This is a genomic window from Bradyrhizobium sp. CCGUVB14 (assembly GCF_024199935.1).
Lineage (GTDB): Bacteria > Pseudomonadota > Alphaproteobacteria > Rhizobiales > Xanthobacteraceae > Bradyrhizobium.
Map to the genome: position 1 here is coordinate 9,327,498 of NZ_JANADS010000001.1, position 15,770 is coordinate 9,343,267.

Sequence of the window (15,770 nt, forward strand, 5' to 3'; positions counted from 1 at the left end):
TGCCGGCCAATGGCAGCGCCGAACGCACCTGCGGGCGATCGGCGTCGTCCGGGCGATCATCCGGAATGGACGATAAAGTCGCTCGCGTGGAGGTTGGCGGCGTTGACGCCCTTCAGGAGGATCGTGTCGGCGGAATCGATCGTGATCAGGGTATCCGCGGAGTTGGCCGGCGAAGCCGCGACGTGCTGCGCGATCCATGCGGCGTCGATGTCGGTCGCCACGACCGCGGTCAGGTTGATGTGATCCTGGTTGGGCGTGAAATTCACGATCGTGTCGTGGTTCGAATTGGCCCCGAACACGAATTGTTCCTGATAGCCGGTCCCGAAGAAGACATCCTTGCCGGTCGTGCCGGTGAGGCTCACGTGATCGTCCGCGCTTTCGGCGAGATTGAAAATCAGGTTGACCGTATCGGTCGCACCGTGGCCGTCGGTCACGGTGAGCGTGACCGTATCCGTGGAAGGCTCTTCGCTGCCTTCATTATAGGTCAGGGTGCCCAGCATCGTGTTGATGTCGGCAAGAGAACCCGAGCCAGACGACGGACTGACATCGCCCGCCTTCGCGCCGGTCGCAAGAAGCGTGAAGGTTTCATCCGCAGCAGCATCGACATCGGTGACCTGGAGGCCGTGAACGACGATCTGTTCGTCGTCCAGCTGGGTCACGCTGATCTTGTCGAGGTTGAAGACGGGCGCATCGTCCGCACCGGTCACGTCCACGGTATATGTCGCCGTGGTGGCGGCACCATGCGAGTCCGTCAGCTGGACGGTGAAAGCATCCGAATAGGAGCCTTGAGGCAGCGCATTGATCGAGGCGGCATCGGGGACGTAGGTGTAGCTGCCGTCGGTGTTGAGCGTCAGCGCGCCATAGTGACCCGTGAGGGTGCTGGTCGCGTGATGATCCGAGTTCAGCAGAGCATAGGTCAGCGTATCGCCGGTATCGGCATCGGTCCCGGCCAGGTGGCCGGTGAGGTCGGAGAAACTGTCGGCGGCGGCCGTGTCGGTGAGCTTGCCGAGGCTGCCATCGGACAACACCGGCGTGTCGTTGGCGCCGGTCACGTTCACCGTGAATGTCGCGGTGCCGGTCGCGCCGTGCGCGTCGGTGGTCTGCACCGTGAAAATATCGACATAGGAACCTGCCGACAGCGCGTTGATCGCGGTCGCATCGGGCGAATAGTCGTAGGTGCCGTTGGCGTTGACCGTGAGCGTGCCGTAGTGGCCGGCCAGCGTCGATACCGCGTTGTTGTGCGAATCGAGCACGGCGTATTTCAGCGTCGCCGTCTCGCCATGATCCGCATCGGTCCCGACCAGCGTCCCCGTGATATCGGAGAACGTATCGGCGTTCGCCGTATCCACGAGCGGCGCCGTCGTCATCGCAGCCAGTGTCGGCGCGTCGTTCTGGCCGGTGACCGTGATCGTGACATCGGTCGTCGTCTTCTGGCCATGGCCGTCGTCGAGCGTGATGGTCGAGACGACCTTCGCGGTCTGGTCCTGGCCGAGGAAATCCAGCGCACCGTCAGCGATCGAATAGCTCCAGGTGACCGTGCCGTTGTTCTTGCCGGTCTGCTGGAGCGTCAACGCGTTTTCCAGCGCCGCGATCTCGCCGGGCGTCAGCGATGCCGTGAGGTCGGTGCTGTGATCGGCCCCCAGCGAGGTCACGACCTGGCCGGTGATCTTGGCCGCCGGCAGGTCGGTCAGATCGATATCGGTGAAGTCGACCGAGCCGGTCGCAGGCGTTGCGGTATCGACCGTGGAGAAGTCGCCGGTCGCGTTCGCCTGCTCCGAGACGCTCGCGGCCAGCACTCCGCCGTCGGTGAAGGCCGGCGCGTCGTCGGCGGCATGGACCGTGATCAGCGTGTGACCGGTGCCGTCATCGCTGCCTGCGAAGGTCGTGTTGCTGTAATCGGCGCCGGTCAGCGTCAGGCTGATGTGGTGACCGTAGGCGTCCGTCACGGTCAGCACACCGCCGGTCGAGGCATCGGCGTTGGCAACGTAAACCGCGCTGGTGCCGAGCCCGTACTTGATGGTCGACAGGTCGATCGTGTCGGTCTTGGACAACGCCGCGATCGATCCGCCGAAGGTCGAGGTATCAATCTGCAGGTGGGCGCCGTCGCCGGCCAGCGTGATCGTCTGCGAGACCGTGCCCTCGACCTCGAGCGTCGCGCCGGCATCGACGGTGACCGAACCGGAGCCGGACAGCGAGCCGAGCAACGACAGATCGCCGTCATGGACCTCGATGGTTCCAGTGTTGGTGATGGTGCCCGAAATCGACGCCACACCCCAGCTGTCGATGGTCGCGTCATTCGTGATGCTCAGCCCGGCCCCGGAAATCGAAGCACCGTGCAGATCGATGTCGCCGTGGTTGACGATCGACGACGCATCGCCGAACACGCCACTGCCCGCGACCGTCCAGGTGCCGCCGGCGTTGTTGTCGAACGTGGCGCTTGCGACCGAGATGTTGCCGTTGATGTGGCCGCTGTTGTTGATCGTGATCGCGCCGCCGGTCTCGACGATCGCGTAGGACGTCGACGTCACGCTGGCGGCGTCGGAGCCGATCGTGCCGGAATTGTCGATCGTCGCGGACCCGGTCGTGTTCTCCTGGATGGAGATCGCGGCGACACCATCGGCGCCGACCACCGTGCCGGCGTTGATGATGTGCGTCGAGCCGGTCGCGCCGGAATCGTCCTGGTCGACATGAAGGCCGAACGAAACCGTGCCCGTGATGTGACCGTTGTTGGTGACGGTAACGGCGCCCCCGCCATGGGAGACGACGTCGAGCCCGACCGCGCCGGACGCGGCACCGCCGATGGTCGCGGTAATATTGCCTGCGCCGGTCGCGCCGTCGTGCAGCACGATGCCGTCGCCAGTCTTGCCGGTGACGTCGCCAACCGTCGTCAGCGAGATATCGCCGATGCCGTTCTGGGTGACGACAATGCCGTTGTTCGCGCCGCTCAGCGCGCCGGCCGGCGTCAGCACGATGTTGGCGCGATTGTCGCTCGTCCCGCCGGACGCCGTGACGTCGAGCGCATCGCCCTTCGACGTCGTAATGTCGGCATCACCGGTGACCGTGAAGGTGCCGCCTGTCGACGACTGGGCGGCGATGGTGCCGGTGAAGCTGTGGCCGGCAACCTTGTCGAGCTCAAGCGTATTGGTGCCGCCGGCGAAGGTGACGGTCTGCGCATCCGCGCCGCCGAGCGCGAGCGTCGCCTTGTCGTCGATGATCAGCGTGCCGACGCCGGTGATGCCGCCGGACAGGCTCAGCGTGCCGCTCTGGACCTCGATGGTGCCCGTGTTGGTGACGCCACCGGTGACCGTGTTGAGGCCGACGCTGTAGAGATTGCCGGCATTGGTGAGGCTGCCGCCATTGATCGAGACGTCGGTCAGATAGAGCTTCGACGTGCCGTCAACCGAGATCGTGGCACCGGCATTGGTGATGGTGGCAGTCGTCAGCTTCAGCGTGCCGCCGGTCTCAGCCTTGATCAACCCGTGATTGGTGATGGCGTGGCTCGTCGTGGGATCGATCGTCAGCGTGCCGCTGGTGACGGAGACCGTGCCGGTGCTGGCAACAGTGATGTCGGCGTTGTCGATGGCGCTCGCCCCGGTCGATTCCAGCGTGCCCGCGATGGTCACGGTGCCGCCATCGATCGTCGCAGCCTGGAGATCGAGCGTCGAGCCGGCCTCTACCGACACCGTACCGTCGGTGTTGGTGACAATGTTCGAGATCAGCTTCAGCGTGCCGTCGTTGATGGCAGCCAGCGTCCCGGTGTTGGTGACGGCTTCGCCGTTGATGTCGAGCTCGGCGCCATTCGCCCGGAGGATGCCGCCATTGGTGATCGCGGTGGTGGACGTCGTCGCGACCAGCGCAAGCAGGCCACCGAGCGTCGACTCCAGCAGATTGGAGTTCCAGATATTGGCATTGGTGATCGTCGTCGCGCCGGTCGAATCCAGCGTGCCGGAGACCGTCAGCGTGCCGCCCGTCAGGCTCGCGCCCTTCAAGGTCAGCTTCCTGCTGCCGTCGACCTTGACCGTGCCGTGGTTGGTGATCGCGGTGCCCGCAACAGTGGCATCGTCGAGCGTCAGCGTAACATCGCTCTCGACCGTGACGGGGCCCGTGGTGAGGGTCGCATTGCCATCGATCGTGCTGTCGCTGGTCACGTCGATCGTGCCGGCGCCCTTGATGGCGCCGCCGCTGATCGTGGCGCCGTCCAGGATCAACGCGGCGTCGACGATGACGTTGCCGCTGGAATTATCGACCGTCGATCCCGAACCGATGGTGAGTGCGCCCGAGAGCACCTCGATGGTGCCGGCATTGGTGACCACTTCGTAGTTGAGCGCGTTTCCGGTACCGCTGACATTGAGAGTGCCGTTGTTCTTCAGGATGCCGTTGCTGAGCACGGCATTGCCGGTGAGGTCGAGCTCGCCGTTGTTCGTGACCGTACCGACGCTGCGCAGCCCGCCGATGTCCGTCCCCTCGGTGCCCTCGCCCTCACCACCTTCGCCCCCCGGAATTCCGTGGAAGATGGGGGTCGCACCACCGTCGATTGTCGCGCCGTTGACTGTGAGCTTGCCGGCGGCATCGATCTTGACGTTGCCGGTGTTGGCAATGCCGGTCTTCAGCGCCAAGGTTCCGCCGGAAAGCTCAATCGTGCCGGAATTGGCGATGGTCGTCAGGGTATCGATCACGCCGCCCGCGGCCAGCGTAAGCGTGCCCGCATTGGTGATCGTGACGGTATTGACGACGACCTCACCGGTTTTCCTGGTGATCGTCTCGACATCGATCGCGCCGCCGACGAGAACCTGGCCATCGGCAGCGTTGGTAAACTTCGCGTCGGCATTGAGCGTGAGCGAGCCCGCGAGCGTCAACGTGCTGTGGTTGATGACCTCCGGCACGGTGTGGTTCCGCGTCGTGTCGTAGTCATCCATCGTCAGCGACTTGCCGAACGCCGCGAGGTCGATCGTGACCGGATAGGACGGCGTCAGCCCGTGCAACTGATCGGTGATGACGATAACGTCGTCATTGATCGTCGGCGCATTGCCGGTTTCCCAATTCGCGCCGTCCTTCCAGAAGCCACCCGCGGGAGATCCCTCGGTGTTCGTCGCGATCCACACCACGGCAGGTGCATCGGTGCCGGTGATGGTGACCGTAACGGTTTGGTCCGAGGTCGCGCCTTGCGAGTCCTTGACCGTCACGGTGTACGTCACCGTCAGCACTTCACCCTTCGGGATGAAGTCGGCGAGATAGACCGGAATATCTTTCAGCGACCAGTCGATCGATCCCGTGCCGGTCCCGGTGCTGTCGTGGCCGGATGCGATCGAGACCAGCAAGGCACCCGCGAGGAAGTCCGAGATGGCTTTGGGGACCGTCCCGCCGGGCAGCACCGCACTGAATTTGCTGACCGACACGGTGTGCGTATCGGTGAGGTCGACATCGGCGAAGCTCAGCGTGCCCGAGGTCGGGACCTCGCTGGTGAGCGGGCCACCCGGGACGCTGGTGCCGCCCGAGAACGTGATGGTCGGGACGCCCGAAGTGATCACCGGCTTGTCGTTGGTGCCGGTGATCGTGATGGTGATCGGGATGGTCCTGGCTTCGGGCTGGACCGAGAAATTGTCATTGACGCTGACCATGTAGGTCAGCGTCAGCGTTTCGCCGGCCCCCAGAAAATCGAAGGCGTGATCGGGGACCGTGTAGGTCAGGGTCGCCGAACCGTTGTTGTTGTTGCCGGCGTCGGCGGCGACGGCGATCTGGACCTGCGTCGCCGCGATGTCCTGCTTCTGGAGAGCCGTGAGCGAGGCGGTGACGTCGTGATGGCCGGAGTCGGTATAGGTGTAGTTTGATGCATCGAGGCTCACCGACACGGTCGGCCGGTCGCCCAGGTTTTGGTCAACGAAGTTGACCCGGAAGATGATGATTTCGGGAGACACGGGAGCGCCGGTCGTGTCCGCGCGGTCGCCGGTCGCCCCCGCGTGCTCGGTCGTCGCGAACGCCGTCGTCACATTGCCGTTGGCATCGAGGGTGCGCGCGTCGGGCGGCCCAGGAATACGATCGGCCCCCTTGTCCGAGCCCCCTTGCGTCGAACCGCCGCCACCGTTGTTGCCTGTATTAAACGTCGCGGTCGCGGTCGCACCCGTGTCCGTCTTGATAATGACGATGTTGCCGTTCTGCGTGATCGAGTCGGTGAAGTTCGTGGTCAGCTTGGTGTTGGTGTTGTTGTCCGTGAACTTCAGCGTGAACACGTCCGTGATCAGCTTCTGCACGTCCGGCGACAGCAGCCCATTGGTGATCGAGACGTTGCCGCCGCTGATCTGGATCATCTGGCCGGCCTGGTTGACCGTCGCGATCGGCAGCAGCGTCAGCTTGTCGAACAGGATGTAGGAGCCGGTGGTGCCGTTGGGCTCGACCAGCACCTGGAAGTTCGCCTGCGGCTGCGGATCGCCGCCGCCTGCGGGAACGACGAAGTTGATCTCGGTCAGCACCGCCGTGCCGCGGATGCCCATGGTGGCGACCGGCGTGTCGATCTTCATGTCGCCGTGCTTGGCGGTCTCGCCGGCAACGAAGGTGATGGTGCCCGCGACCAGGCTGAGCAGCGAGGAATTGTTCGACCCGTTGGGGTCGTAGACCATCTCGTTCAGCACCATCCGCGCGTTGGAGGACAGGCCGAACACGGTGCCGTCGATGAAGGTCACGCCGAGCGTCGAGTCCGAACCGGTCGAGACCACGTCGCCCTTCTCGACGTTGTCGCCGTTGTTCAGGATGACCGAGACGCCATTACGGACCGCGGTCGCGCTACCGGTCAGCTTGGTGACGTGGCCGATGACCTGCGCCGCTGCGGTACCGGGCGCGGCCTGCGCGACCTGGACGTAACCCGTAAGCGCGCTGACGATGTCGCCGGTGAGATGGGCGCCATCGGGCGAGGCGATTGCGGCGCGCTTGTCGCCCCTGAAATAATCGTGAACGACGAACTCATGGCCGTCGTGCGACAGCACGAGATCAACACCCGTGCGCTTGAACTCGCCGTTGAAGATCAGGTTGGGGTCGGCAACGACGACCGCGCCTTCGGGCACGTGGCCGTGCGCTTTGGCTATGAATGAATCGACGTGGTGGCCATTCGAATGGCCATCAAAAGAGAGCGCGGCGTCAAATTTGCCAGCGTAGTTCAACCGGGCACCGTAAAAGGGTTAAAATCTAAGTAAGTATCCACCGCCTAAGCTTGCATAGCATTACCAAGTCCTTAGCGAAACCATCTATTGCTTGTGTGATTCCGCATCACTTGGCTGTCCACGACTATGCCTACGGCGACATCCATAGATGAGTTGAGGTATTTTTTCGAATATTTTGAAGTCGAATCCGGCTTATTGCGCACATTTCAAGTCGTTCAAAGTAATCAGCCGCAGGGATTTGACGGCGGATACTTATGTCATCTTTTCTTCGTAGTCCCCCGGAACATCCTGCGGCAAATACGGAGTTAAATCTGTGACCCAACTAACAGAACTCGTGAACTAGCCGGTCATTAGCCATAAGCGACGAATCGGCCCGCCCACAATTTCTCCCTGCGATTTGTTCGTTCTCGCGGCATCGCGGCAACACATAGCCGGCGAATCGTAAAATTTTACGCAATTGCGGCAGGCCCGATTCAGCCTGCCCCACGGTTTCGGCGCCCTGCCCAAGCGCGTTAAGCAGAACAAAACGGCCCGCCTCGCACTATCTCCGCGAAAGCAACAAGCCCGGCACGTCGAGGTCGAGGGGGACCTGACGAAGCCGGATAAGGGGATGTCAGATGGAGACCGCTGCTCGCTCGCGCGCCTGGCGCGCTATCCTTGTCCTGTGCGGATTGATCCTGCTCGGCTCGGCCGCCGACCTTCGTGCCGGCACATTGCTGTCGCCGGGCGCCGGCATGCTCGTGCGCAAATCGGCCGAGCCTTTCGGCGTGTTCGCCTTCGCCATTTCCACCGGCGGCCTGCGGACGAAATGGCTCGCGCTGAAAGAGAGGCTCGACGACGACATGGTGCAGCTCGCGCTGTGTGACGGCGACCGCGACAATTGCGCCTCGCCCGCGGCGCTGAAGCTGCTCGCCATCGTCGACCAGGCCCGCACCCGCGACGGCCGCGCGTTGTTCGGTGAGACCAACCGCGCCATCAACCTCGCCATTCGCGCCGAAAACGACGGAGCCGAGGACATCTGGAGCTCGCCGCTCGAGACCTTCGAACGCGGCGCCGGCGATTGCGAGGATTACGCCATCGCCAAGCTGGCCGCGCTGCGGCTTGCCGGCGTCGCCGCGGAGGACCTCCGCCTCGTCGTGGTGCGCGACACCCGCAGCGGCGAAGGCCATGCGGTCGCCTCGGCAAAGCTCGACGGCCACTGGCTGATGCTCGACAACCGCCGCATGACGATGGTCGAGGATGACGACGCGCGCAACTACCAGCCGCTCTACGTGCTCTACCAATCCGCCGTGCTGAGATATGCCGGCGAACCCGTGCGGTTCGCCGCGGTCGCCCCCGAGGCGAATTGACCGTCGCGATCGCGTAGCCCGCCACAAATCCATTTCGCCGCACGATCCGGGACGCTAGCATGGCGATGGCCATGCTGGGGACAATTGGAATGCGGTTGATCGTGCTGACTGTGATTGTGCTGCTGGCCTGGCCGGCAGCATCAGGCTTCGCGCAATCCGGCAGATCCGACCGCTCCGTTGCCGACAGGCTGCCGCTGTACGCGGGGAATAACTGCCAGCAGATCCGCGACCCCGGCAATCAATTGTTCTGCGGCGATCCCGAACTGTCTGCCGCCGCCGAGAAGCTCTCTACCGCCATCGAGGCACGGCTCGCCCGCCTGCCCGATCGTCTGCCCGCCATCGAAGAGAACGCGATCTGGATCCGCCAACGCAATCTCGGCTGCGGCATCGTCGGCCAGACCGCGATCCGCATTGAGGATTTCGACCGGGTGAAGGCCTGCCTCCTCAAGGTGACCGAGGATCGCGCCGCGATCGTGCGCGATCCGGATTTCGATTGCCTCGCGGCCAACACCGCGGCCGGCGCGCTGATCTGCGCAGACCCCTCGCTGGCGCTCACCGAGACCGAGCTCAACAGCCAGGTGCTCGGCCTGATCGGCAGACTGGACCCGACCGCGGCACGCTTTGCCTTCGCCGAATACGGTCGCTGGACGCGAGAGCGCGATCGCAAGTGCAATCTGGTCGGCAAGGAGAACGTGCCGCCGCAGGAGCTTGGCTCCGCAGAAGACTGCCTCGCCGATTTTCTGAAGCGCAAGACCGACGAGATCGCGGCCGCCAAGGGCGATCCGAAGAAGGTGTTCGGCCGGCAGGTCGCGGCCAGGGAGCCCGACACCGACGCCGTCGATTTCTGCGCCGCGCGCATCCACGCCGCCAATTCATGCGGCAATTTCCTCCGCATCAACCGCGTCTACGCGCTCGACAGCCAGGTGACGGATCAGGAGGCGCAGGTCACCGGCGAGATCGAGATGGTCGTGCTGGCGCCGTTCACCACCTGCAGCAAGGTCGCATCGACCTGCACCGGCACCTGCTGGGACGCAGCGACCGGCCGTCCGCAACCGGGCGCCAACAACAAGGAGCGCTCCGCGGCAGCCTTCAACGTCACGCGCCGCCTGCGAATCCAACGGACCTTCGCCTTCGTGAAAGCCGCCGACGGCTGGCGCTGCCGCGAGGACGAGCTGGCGCCGGTGAACTCCGGCAACGCCGGCGGGGGGTCGTAGGCTGTCTTCTTCCTTCTCCCCTTGCGGGAGAAGGTGGCGCGAAGCGCCGGATGAGGGGTTCTCACCACGCGCAAGTCTGCTCGTGAGGATAGATACCCCTCACCCGGCTCGCCGCTTCGCGTCGATCCACCCTCTCCCGCAAGGGGAGAGGGTGCACCGTCCTCGCGGCGAAACATCAAAACATCAGATTGTCCTTCACGAGCACCCAGCGACCGCCCTTGACCTGCTGCACCTGGGTGATGGTGTTGGCGAGGTGATCAGTCTTGGAGAACTTGGTCGGCGGCGAGTTGAAGATGTCGAGGAACTTCTCACCCGACTCCAGTGAATCGAGCATCTTCTGCCCGGTGAGGTCCTTGCCCGCCTTGTCGGCGTAGAAGGCGAACGTCATCACCGCGTTGTAACCGATGATCGCCTGCGGATTGGCGTCGGTGCCGAACATCTTCTTGTAGTTGACGACCCAGTCCTTCACTTTTCCCTTGGCGGTGTCCTCATAGGGAATCTCGAACAGGCTTGCTGCGTAGAGCCCTTCGACGGCGTCCTTGCCGAGCGCAGGCACTTCCGGGACGTTGGTCGGCGAGGCACCGAGGAAGGTGACATCCCAGCCGAGCTTCTTCGCCTCGCTCATCGCGCCGATGGTCTCGCGAAGGATGGTGCCGAGCACGACGAGATCGCAGCCGTCCGACTTCATCTTGGCGACCTGCGCACTGAAGTCCGACGCACCACGCTTGTAGCTCGTGATCGAAGCAGGTTGCATCTTCATTGCGGCAAGCTGCTGGTTGAAGCCGTCGAGCACGTTCTTTCCGTACTCGTCATCCTGATACATGAGGCAAGGCTTCTGGAAGCTCTTCCACTGCACCATGTATTTCAACGCGGCGCGCGTACTCTCGACATAGGGCAGCAGATTGTTGAACTTGAGCCGCTCCTGCGGCTTGGCCGGATCGAACTTGTAAGTGAACTCGGCCGCCGTCAGCGGGAAGAGCTGGAATACACCCGCATCGAACAAAATGTCCTGGGCAGCGAGCGTCGGCGCCGATCCCATCGAGCCGATCATCGCGAAGATCTTGTCGCGCTCGACCATCTTCTGCGACGCCAGCACGCCCTTCTTGGGATCATAGCCGTTGTCCTCGAGGATCATCTTGATCTTACGGCCGTTGACGCCGCCGGCCGCGTTGACCTCCTCAACCGCCATCTTCATGCCGTTGGAGACAGGCACGCCCCAGCCCTTGATCGGGCCCGACAGATCCTGATGGGTGCCGATGACGATCTCGCTGGCCGAGATGCCTTCATTGGTGACCTTGGTTTGCGCTGCGGCCGGCAGACAGGTGAGCGCCACCGCACCCACCGCAAGGCCGAACGCTTTCAACGATCTCGACATTGACGTCTCCTCTCCTTGGGCCCGTATGACGCGAAGGGCGAGGGCCATCGCCGCTCCGCTGCTTGATGTGCGCATCTGCTAAGCCACCGCCCGCGCGCGATACATCGCGTCGATCTCGGCGGCGTAGCGCTTGTTCACAAAATTGCGCTTCAGCTTCATGGTCGGCGTCAGCTCCTCGTCCTCCGGGGTGAGCTGGCGTTCGATCAGGTAGAATTTCTTGATGGTCTCGACGCGGGCGAAGTTCGCATTGACGCCTTCGATCTCGCGCCAGATCAGGTCCTGGATCTCGCCGGCCCGGCACAGGCTGGCATAATTGGTGAAGGGGATGTCGTGGTCCTGGGCGAACTTCTCGACATTCTCCTGGTCGATCATCACGAGGCAGGTGAGATAGGGGCGCTTGTCGCCGATCACGACCGCATCCGAAATGTAGGGCGAGAACTTGAGCTGGTTTTCGATTTCCGACGGCGTGACGTTCTTGCCGCCGGAGGTGATGATGATGTCCTTCATCCGGTCGGTGATGCGGACGAACCCCTCATTGTCGATGGTGCCGACGTCACCGGTGTGCAGCCAGCCGCTGATATCAATGGTCTCCGCCGTCTTCTCGGGCTGGTTCAAATAACCCATGAACAGGAAGTCGCCCCTGATCAGGATCTCGCCCTCGGGCGACAGCGCGACCTCGCCCCAGGGCACCGCCGTACCGACCGAGCCGAGCTTGATGCGCAACGCCGGCATCATGGTCGCGACGCCGCAGTTCTCGGTCTGGCCGTAGACCTCGTGGATATCGATGCCGAGCGCGAGATACCAGCGGATCAGATCAGGCGCGATTGGCGCAGCCCCCGTAAAGGCGATGCGGCAACGGTCGAGCCCGATCATGCGGCGGATGTTGCGGAAGGCGAGCTGGTAAGCGACGCGGTTGGCGACACGCAACGCCAGCGACGGCGCCCTGCCCTCGATGCGGCAATCGACCATGCGATAGCCGATCTCGATGGCGCGGCGATAGACCCATTGCTGGAGCGGGGTCGCATCCTTCAGCGCGATGGTGATGGTGGAATAGAATTTTTCCCAGATGCGCGGCACCGCGAGGAACACGGTCGGCTGCACTTCGCGTAAGTTGTCCGGCACGGTCTCGGGACTCTCGGCAAAGTTCATGACGGAGCCAAGCGCGACCGAGATGTAGTAGCCGCCGATGCGCTCGGCGACATGGCACAGCGGCAGGAAAATCAGCCGGTCCTCGTCCTCGCGCGCCGGAATAAAGTCGTTGGCATGCCGCATCTGGTGGGTGACGCTGCGGTTGGCATGCATCGCGCCCTTCGGCGGGCCCGTGGTGCCGGAGGTGTAGACGAGAACGGCGAGATCGCCGGCACTGCGGCTGTTGATCATCTCCTGCCACAGCGCGTCGCGGCCGACCATGGTATTGCGGCCGAGCGCGCGAAACTCGTCGAGCGACATCACCATGTCGTCGGAGAAGCCGCTGAGGCCCTCCATGTCGAACACGATGATCCGTTGCAGGTTGGGACAGCGCGCCCGGCAGGCCAGGATCTTGTCGAGCTGCTCCTCGTCTTCGGCGAAGATCACCCGCGTTGCGGAATCATTGATGAGATATTCGACCTGCGCCGAGGCGTCGGTTGGATAGATGCCGGACGAGACGCCGCCGGCGCAGAGGATGCCCATGTCGGCGTAGATCCACTCCGGGACCGCGTTGGCGATGATGGAAGCGACGTCGCTTGGCATGAAGCCGATGGCACGAAGGCCGTAGGCGATTTCTTTCGAGATCTGCAGCCATTCGCGCCAGCTCGTCGGCTGCCAGATGCCGAACTTCTTCTCGCGGATCGCAGGCCTGTCGCCGCGCACCTCTGCTGCGCGCAAAAAACTCCTCGCGATCGTATCAGCGACCGTCAGCACCGCCGGCCGGGCCATGCGCGTCTCCTCGTTGCCGTCCTAACGCAGTTTCTTCATCTCCAAGTTCTTGAGCAGTAAGTTCTTCATCTCCAAGTCTTCTTCTTTTTCCAACGCCGCTCACCGCGTGCGCCTTGCTCTTTGGCGCCAAGGTAGAATTCCTGGATGTCCTGGGAATGCATCAAGCGGTCGCAGCTGTCGTTCATCACGACGCGGCCGATCTCCAGCACGTAACCATAGTGCGCCGTCTCCAGCGCCACGCGCGCATTCTGCTCGACCAGCAGGATCGACATGCCCTGCTCCTCGTTGACGCGGCGGATGATGGTGAAAATCTCCTTCACCAGGATCGGCGACAGGCCGAGCGAGGGCTCGTCGAGCAGGAGTAGCGTCGGCCGGTTCATCAGCGCACGCCCGATCGCGAGCATCTGCTGCTCACCGCCGGAGAGCTGGCCGGCCGGCTGGTTGATACGCTCCTTCAGCCGCGGGAAATAGCCGTAGACCCGCTCCAGGTCTTCCGCCACGCCGTCGCGATCGCGGCGCGGATAGGCGCCCATCATCAGGTTTTCGCGCACCGAGAGGAACGGAAACACCTCGCGCCCCTCGGGCACATGGCTGAGGCCGAGCCGCACGATGCGGTCGGCCTCCATGCGCTGGATCGGCTTGCCCATGAACTCGATCGAACCCTTTTGCGGATCGAGAATGCCCGAGATGGTCTTCAGCACCGTGGTCTTGCCGGCACCGTTGGCCCCCAGCAGCGTGACGATGCGGCCGCGCGGCACCTCCAGCGAGATGCCGCGGATCGCCATGATCGGCCCGTAATAGCTCTCGATGTTGGAGAGCCTCAGGATGATGTCGGGCGCCGGGGTGGCATCCATGCATCACGCTCCCAGATACGCGGCGACGACGTCGGGATGCTGCTGCACCTCGGCCGGCGAGCCCATCGCCAGCACGCGGCCGTAGTTCAGTGCGATGACGCGGTCCGAGACGCGGCTGACCAGCGACATGTCGTGCTCGACCATCAGCACGGTGACGCCGAGCTCGCTCTTCATGTCGCGGATCCAGAACGACATGTCGTCGGTCTCCTCGACGTTGAGGCCCGAGGACGGCTCGTCGAGCAGGATCAGTTTTGGTTCCGAGCACAGCGCGCGCGCCAGCTCGATCACCTTGCGCACGCCGTATGGCAGGCCCGAGATCAGCTTGTCGCGGTAAGGCTCGAGGTCAAGGAACTCGATCACCTGTTCGACCCGGCGGCGATGCACCTTCTCGTTGGCGCGCACGCTCGGCAGGAACAGCAATTCCTGCCAGAGCTGCGTGGTCGAATGGCGGTGGCGGCCGACCAGCAGGTTGGACAGCACCGTCGCGTTCTCGAACAGCTCGATGTTCTGGAAGGTGCGGGCGATGCCGAGCTTTGCGATATCGTAGGGCGGTTCTTCGGTGATGTCCTGATCCTCGAAGAAGATGCGGCCCGAGGTCGGCCGGTAGATCCGCGAGATCAGATTGAAGATCGAGCTCTTGCCGGCGCCGTTCGGCCCGATGATCGAGAGGATCTCGCCCTTCTCGACCGCAAACGACACCGCATCGACGGCCCTGAGGCCCCCGAAATGCAGCGACAGGTTTTCGGCGCGGAAATAGCTCATCGGTTCCGCTCCGACTTCACGTAGATCTTCTGCCGCTTGAAGGTCGCGCGCTTGTAGAGCGGGAACAGCTGGAAGAAGAGCTTGATCTTCAGCCAGCGGCCGTAGATGCCGAGCGGCTCGAACAGCACGAACAGCATGATGATGATGCCGTAGATCGCGCCCTTCAGCCCGTTGAGCGAGGCAAAGGCCGCGACCTTGGACTGGATGCTGGCCGCAGTTGCTGCGCCCGCCCCAAAGGTCGCGGCAACACCGGCGATAATGCCGGGCATATCGTCCTTCAGATAAGTCAGGAATGGATCGATCATCACGATGAAGATCGCGCCCAGCACCGCGCCGTGCAGGCTGAAAGTGCCGCCGATCAGGATCACGATGATGAACTCGATCGAGAGCTGCAGCGTGAACATCTCCGGCGAGATGAAGGAGAGCTTGTGCGCGAACAGCACGCCGGCAAAGCCGGTGATCGTCGCCGAGATCGCAAACGACTTCACCTTGTAGAGCGCGACATTGACGCCCATGCTGCGCGCCGCCGTCTCACTGTCACGGATCGCGACGAAGGCACGGCCGGTCGGGGAGCGCAGCAGATTGAGCGTGCCGACGATGGTCAGCACCAGCACCGCAAGGCAGAGGAAATAGAAGGTCGGACTGTCGCGCGAGACCGTCACGCCGAGCAGCGACACCGCCTTGATCCGCAGGCCCTCGTTGCCGTTGGTCACGCTTTCCCAGCGCGCCAGGATCTCCTCGACGATGAAGGCGAAGGAGATGGTGGCGATGACGAGATAGATGCCCTGCAGCCGCAGCGCGGGGAAGCCGACCAGTGCGCCGATGCAGCCGGTCAGGACGCCGGCGGCGAGGAAGTAGACCGGGAACGGCACGTTGTATTTCTGCAAGTAGGCGGCCGTATAGGCGCCGATCGCGAGGAACGCGGCATGCCCGAGCGAAGCCTGCCCGGTAAAGCCGGTCAAAATCATCAGTGCCACGCCGACGGTCGCATAGATGCAGACGAAGACGAGCTGGCTCATCAGATAGCTGGAGAGCACATAGGGCGCGATCAGCAGCACCGCGAGCAGCAGGCCGTATGAGACCACATAGCCGGAATGCGGGAAGAGCCTGATGTCGTCCTCATAGTCGGTCTTGAACAGGAAGCGCAT

The 15,770-nt window shown here is 63.5% G+C and carries 8 protein-coding genes; 2 read left to right on the top strand and 6 right to left on the bottom strand.

All coding sequences use genetic code 11. The features are described from left to right. Nucleotides 1-56 precede the first annotated feature (56 nt). On the bottom strand, nt 57-7,151 hold the full coding sequence (locus NLM32_RS43690; RefSeq protein WP_256568349.1) for a VCBS domain-containing protein: 7,095 nt from the start codon (nt 7,149-7,151) through the stop codon (nt 57-59). A 617-nt stretch (nt 7,152-7,768) separates the two neighbouring features. Here NLM32_RS43690 and NLM32_RS43695 point away from each other — a divergent pair. Beyond that, nucleotides 7,769-8,500 carry a transglutaminase-like cysteine peptidase gene (locus NLM32_RS43695; protein WP_254134810.1) on the top strand — a complete coding sequence of 244 codons (732 nt, stop codon included), beginning with the start codon at nt 7,769-7,771 and terminating at the stop codon, nt 8,498-8,500. A gap of 89 nt (nt 8,501-8,589) precedes the next feature. Further along, nucleotides 8,590-9,714 carry a lysozyme inhibitor LprI family protein gene (locus NLM32_RS43700; protein ID WP_254134811.1) on the top strand — a complete coding sequence of 375 codons (1,125 nt, stop codon included), beginning with the start codon at nt 8,590-8,592 and terminating at the stop codon, nt 9,712-9,714. Between the two features lie 175 nt (nt 9,715-9,889). Here the strand turns inward: NLM32_RS43700 and NLM32_RS43705 are convergent, their stop codons facing one another. The 5 genes from NLM32_RS43705 to NLM32_RS43725 all read right to left on the bottom strand — a co-directional run bounded on the left by NLM32_RS43705 (nt 9,890) and on the right by NLM32_RS43725 (nt 15,770). Then, nucleotides 9,890-11,089, bottom strand: coding sequence for an ABC transporter substrate-binding protein (locus NLM32_RS43705; RefSeq protein ID WP_254134812.1), 1,200 nt, complete (start codon nt 11,087-11,089; stop codon nt 9,890-9,892). Between the two features lie 78 nt (nt 11,090-11,167). After that, a complete protein-coding gene (locus NLM32_RS43710; RefSeq protein WP_254134813.1) occupies nt 11,168-13,006 on the bottom strand; it encodes a long-chain fatty acid--CoA ligase in 1,839 nt (612 codons plus the stop codon). A 65-nt stretch (nt 13,007-13,071) separates the two neighbouring features. Next, nucleotides 13,072-13,860, bottom strand: coding sequence for an ABC transporter ATP-binding protein (locus NLM32_RS43715; protein WP_254134814.1), 789 nt, complete (start codon nt 13,858-13,860; stop codon nt 13,072-13,074). A 3-nt stretch (nt 13,861-13,863) separates the two neighbouring features. Then, nucleotides 13,864-14,622, bottom strand: a complete 759-nt coding sequence (locus NLM32_RS43720; RefSeq protein WP_254134815.1) for an ABC transporter ATP-binding protein — start codon at nt 14,620-14,622, stop codon at nt 13,864-13,866. Then, a complete protein-coding gene (locus NLM32_RS43725) occupies nt 14,619-15,770 on the bottom strand; it encodes a branched-chain amino acid ABC transporter permease (RefSeq protein ID WP_254134816.1) in 1,152 nt (383 codons plus the stop codon). Before NLM32_RS43725 ends, NLM32_RS43720 begins: the two co-directional genes overlap by 4 nt.

Excerpts from the sequence above, each read along its gene's own strand:
- NLM32_RS43720 (WP_254134815.1), bottom strand. The coding sequence starts at position 14,622 with ATGAGCTATTTCCGCGCCGAAAACCTGTCGCTGCATTTCGGGGGCCTC.
- NLM32_RS43700 (WP_254134811.1), top strand. The coding sequence starts at position 8,590 with ATGCGGTTGATCGTGCTGACTGTGATTGTGCTGCTGGCCTGGCCGGCA.
- NLM32_RS43725 (WP_254134816.1), bottom strand. The coding sequence starts at position 15,770 with ATGCGCTTCCTGTTCAAGACCGACTATGAGGACGACATCAGGCTCTTC.
- NLM32_RS43695 (WP_254134810.1), top strand. The coding sequence starts at position 7,769 with ATGGAGACCGCTGCTCGCTCGCGCGCCTGGCGCGCTATCCTTGTCCTG.
- NLM32_RS43715 (WP_254134814.1), bottom strand. The coding sequence starts at position 13,860 with ATGGATGCCACCCCGGCGCCCGACATCATCCTGAGGCTCTCCAACATC.
- NLM32_RS43710 (WP_254134813.1), bottom strand. The coding sequence starts at position 13,006 with ATGGCCCGGCCGGCGGTGCTGACGGTCGCTGATACGATCGCGAGGAGT.
- NLM32_RS43705 (WP_254134812.1), bottom strand. The coding sequence starts at position 11,089 with ATGTCGAGATCGTTGAAAGCGTTCGGCCTTGCGGTGGGTGCGGTGGCG.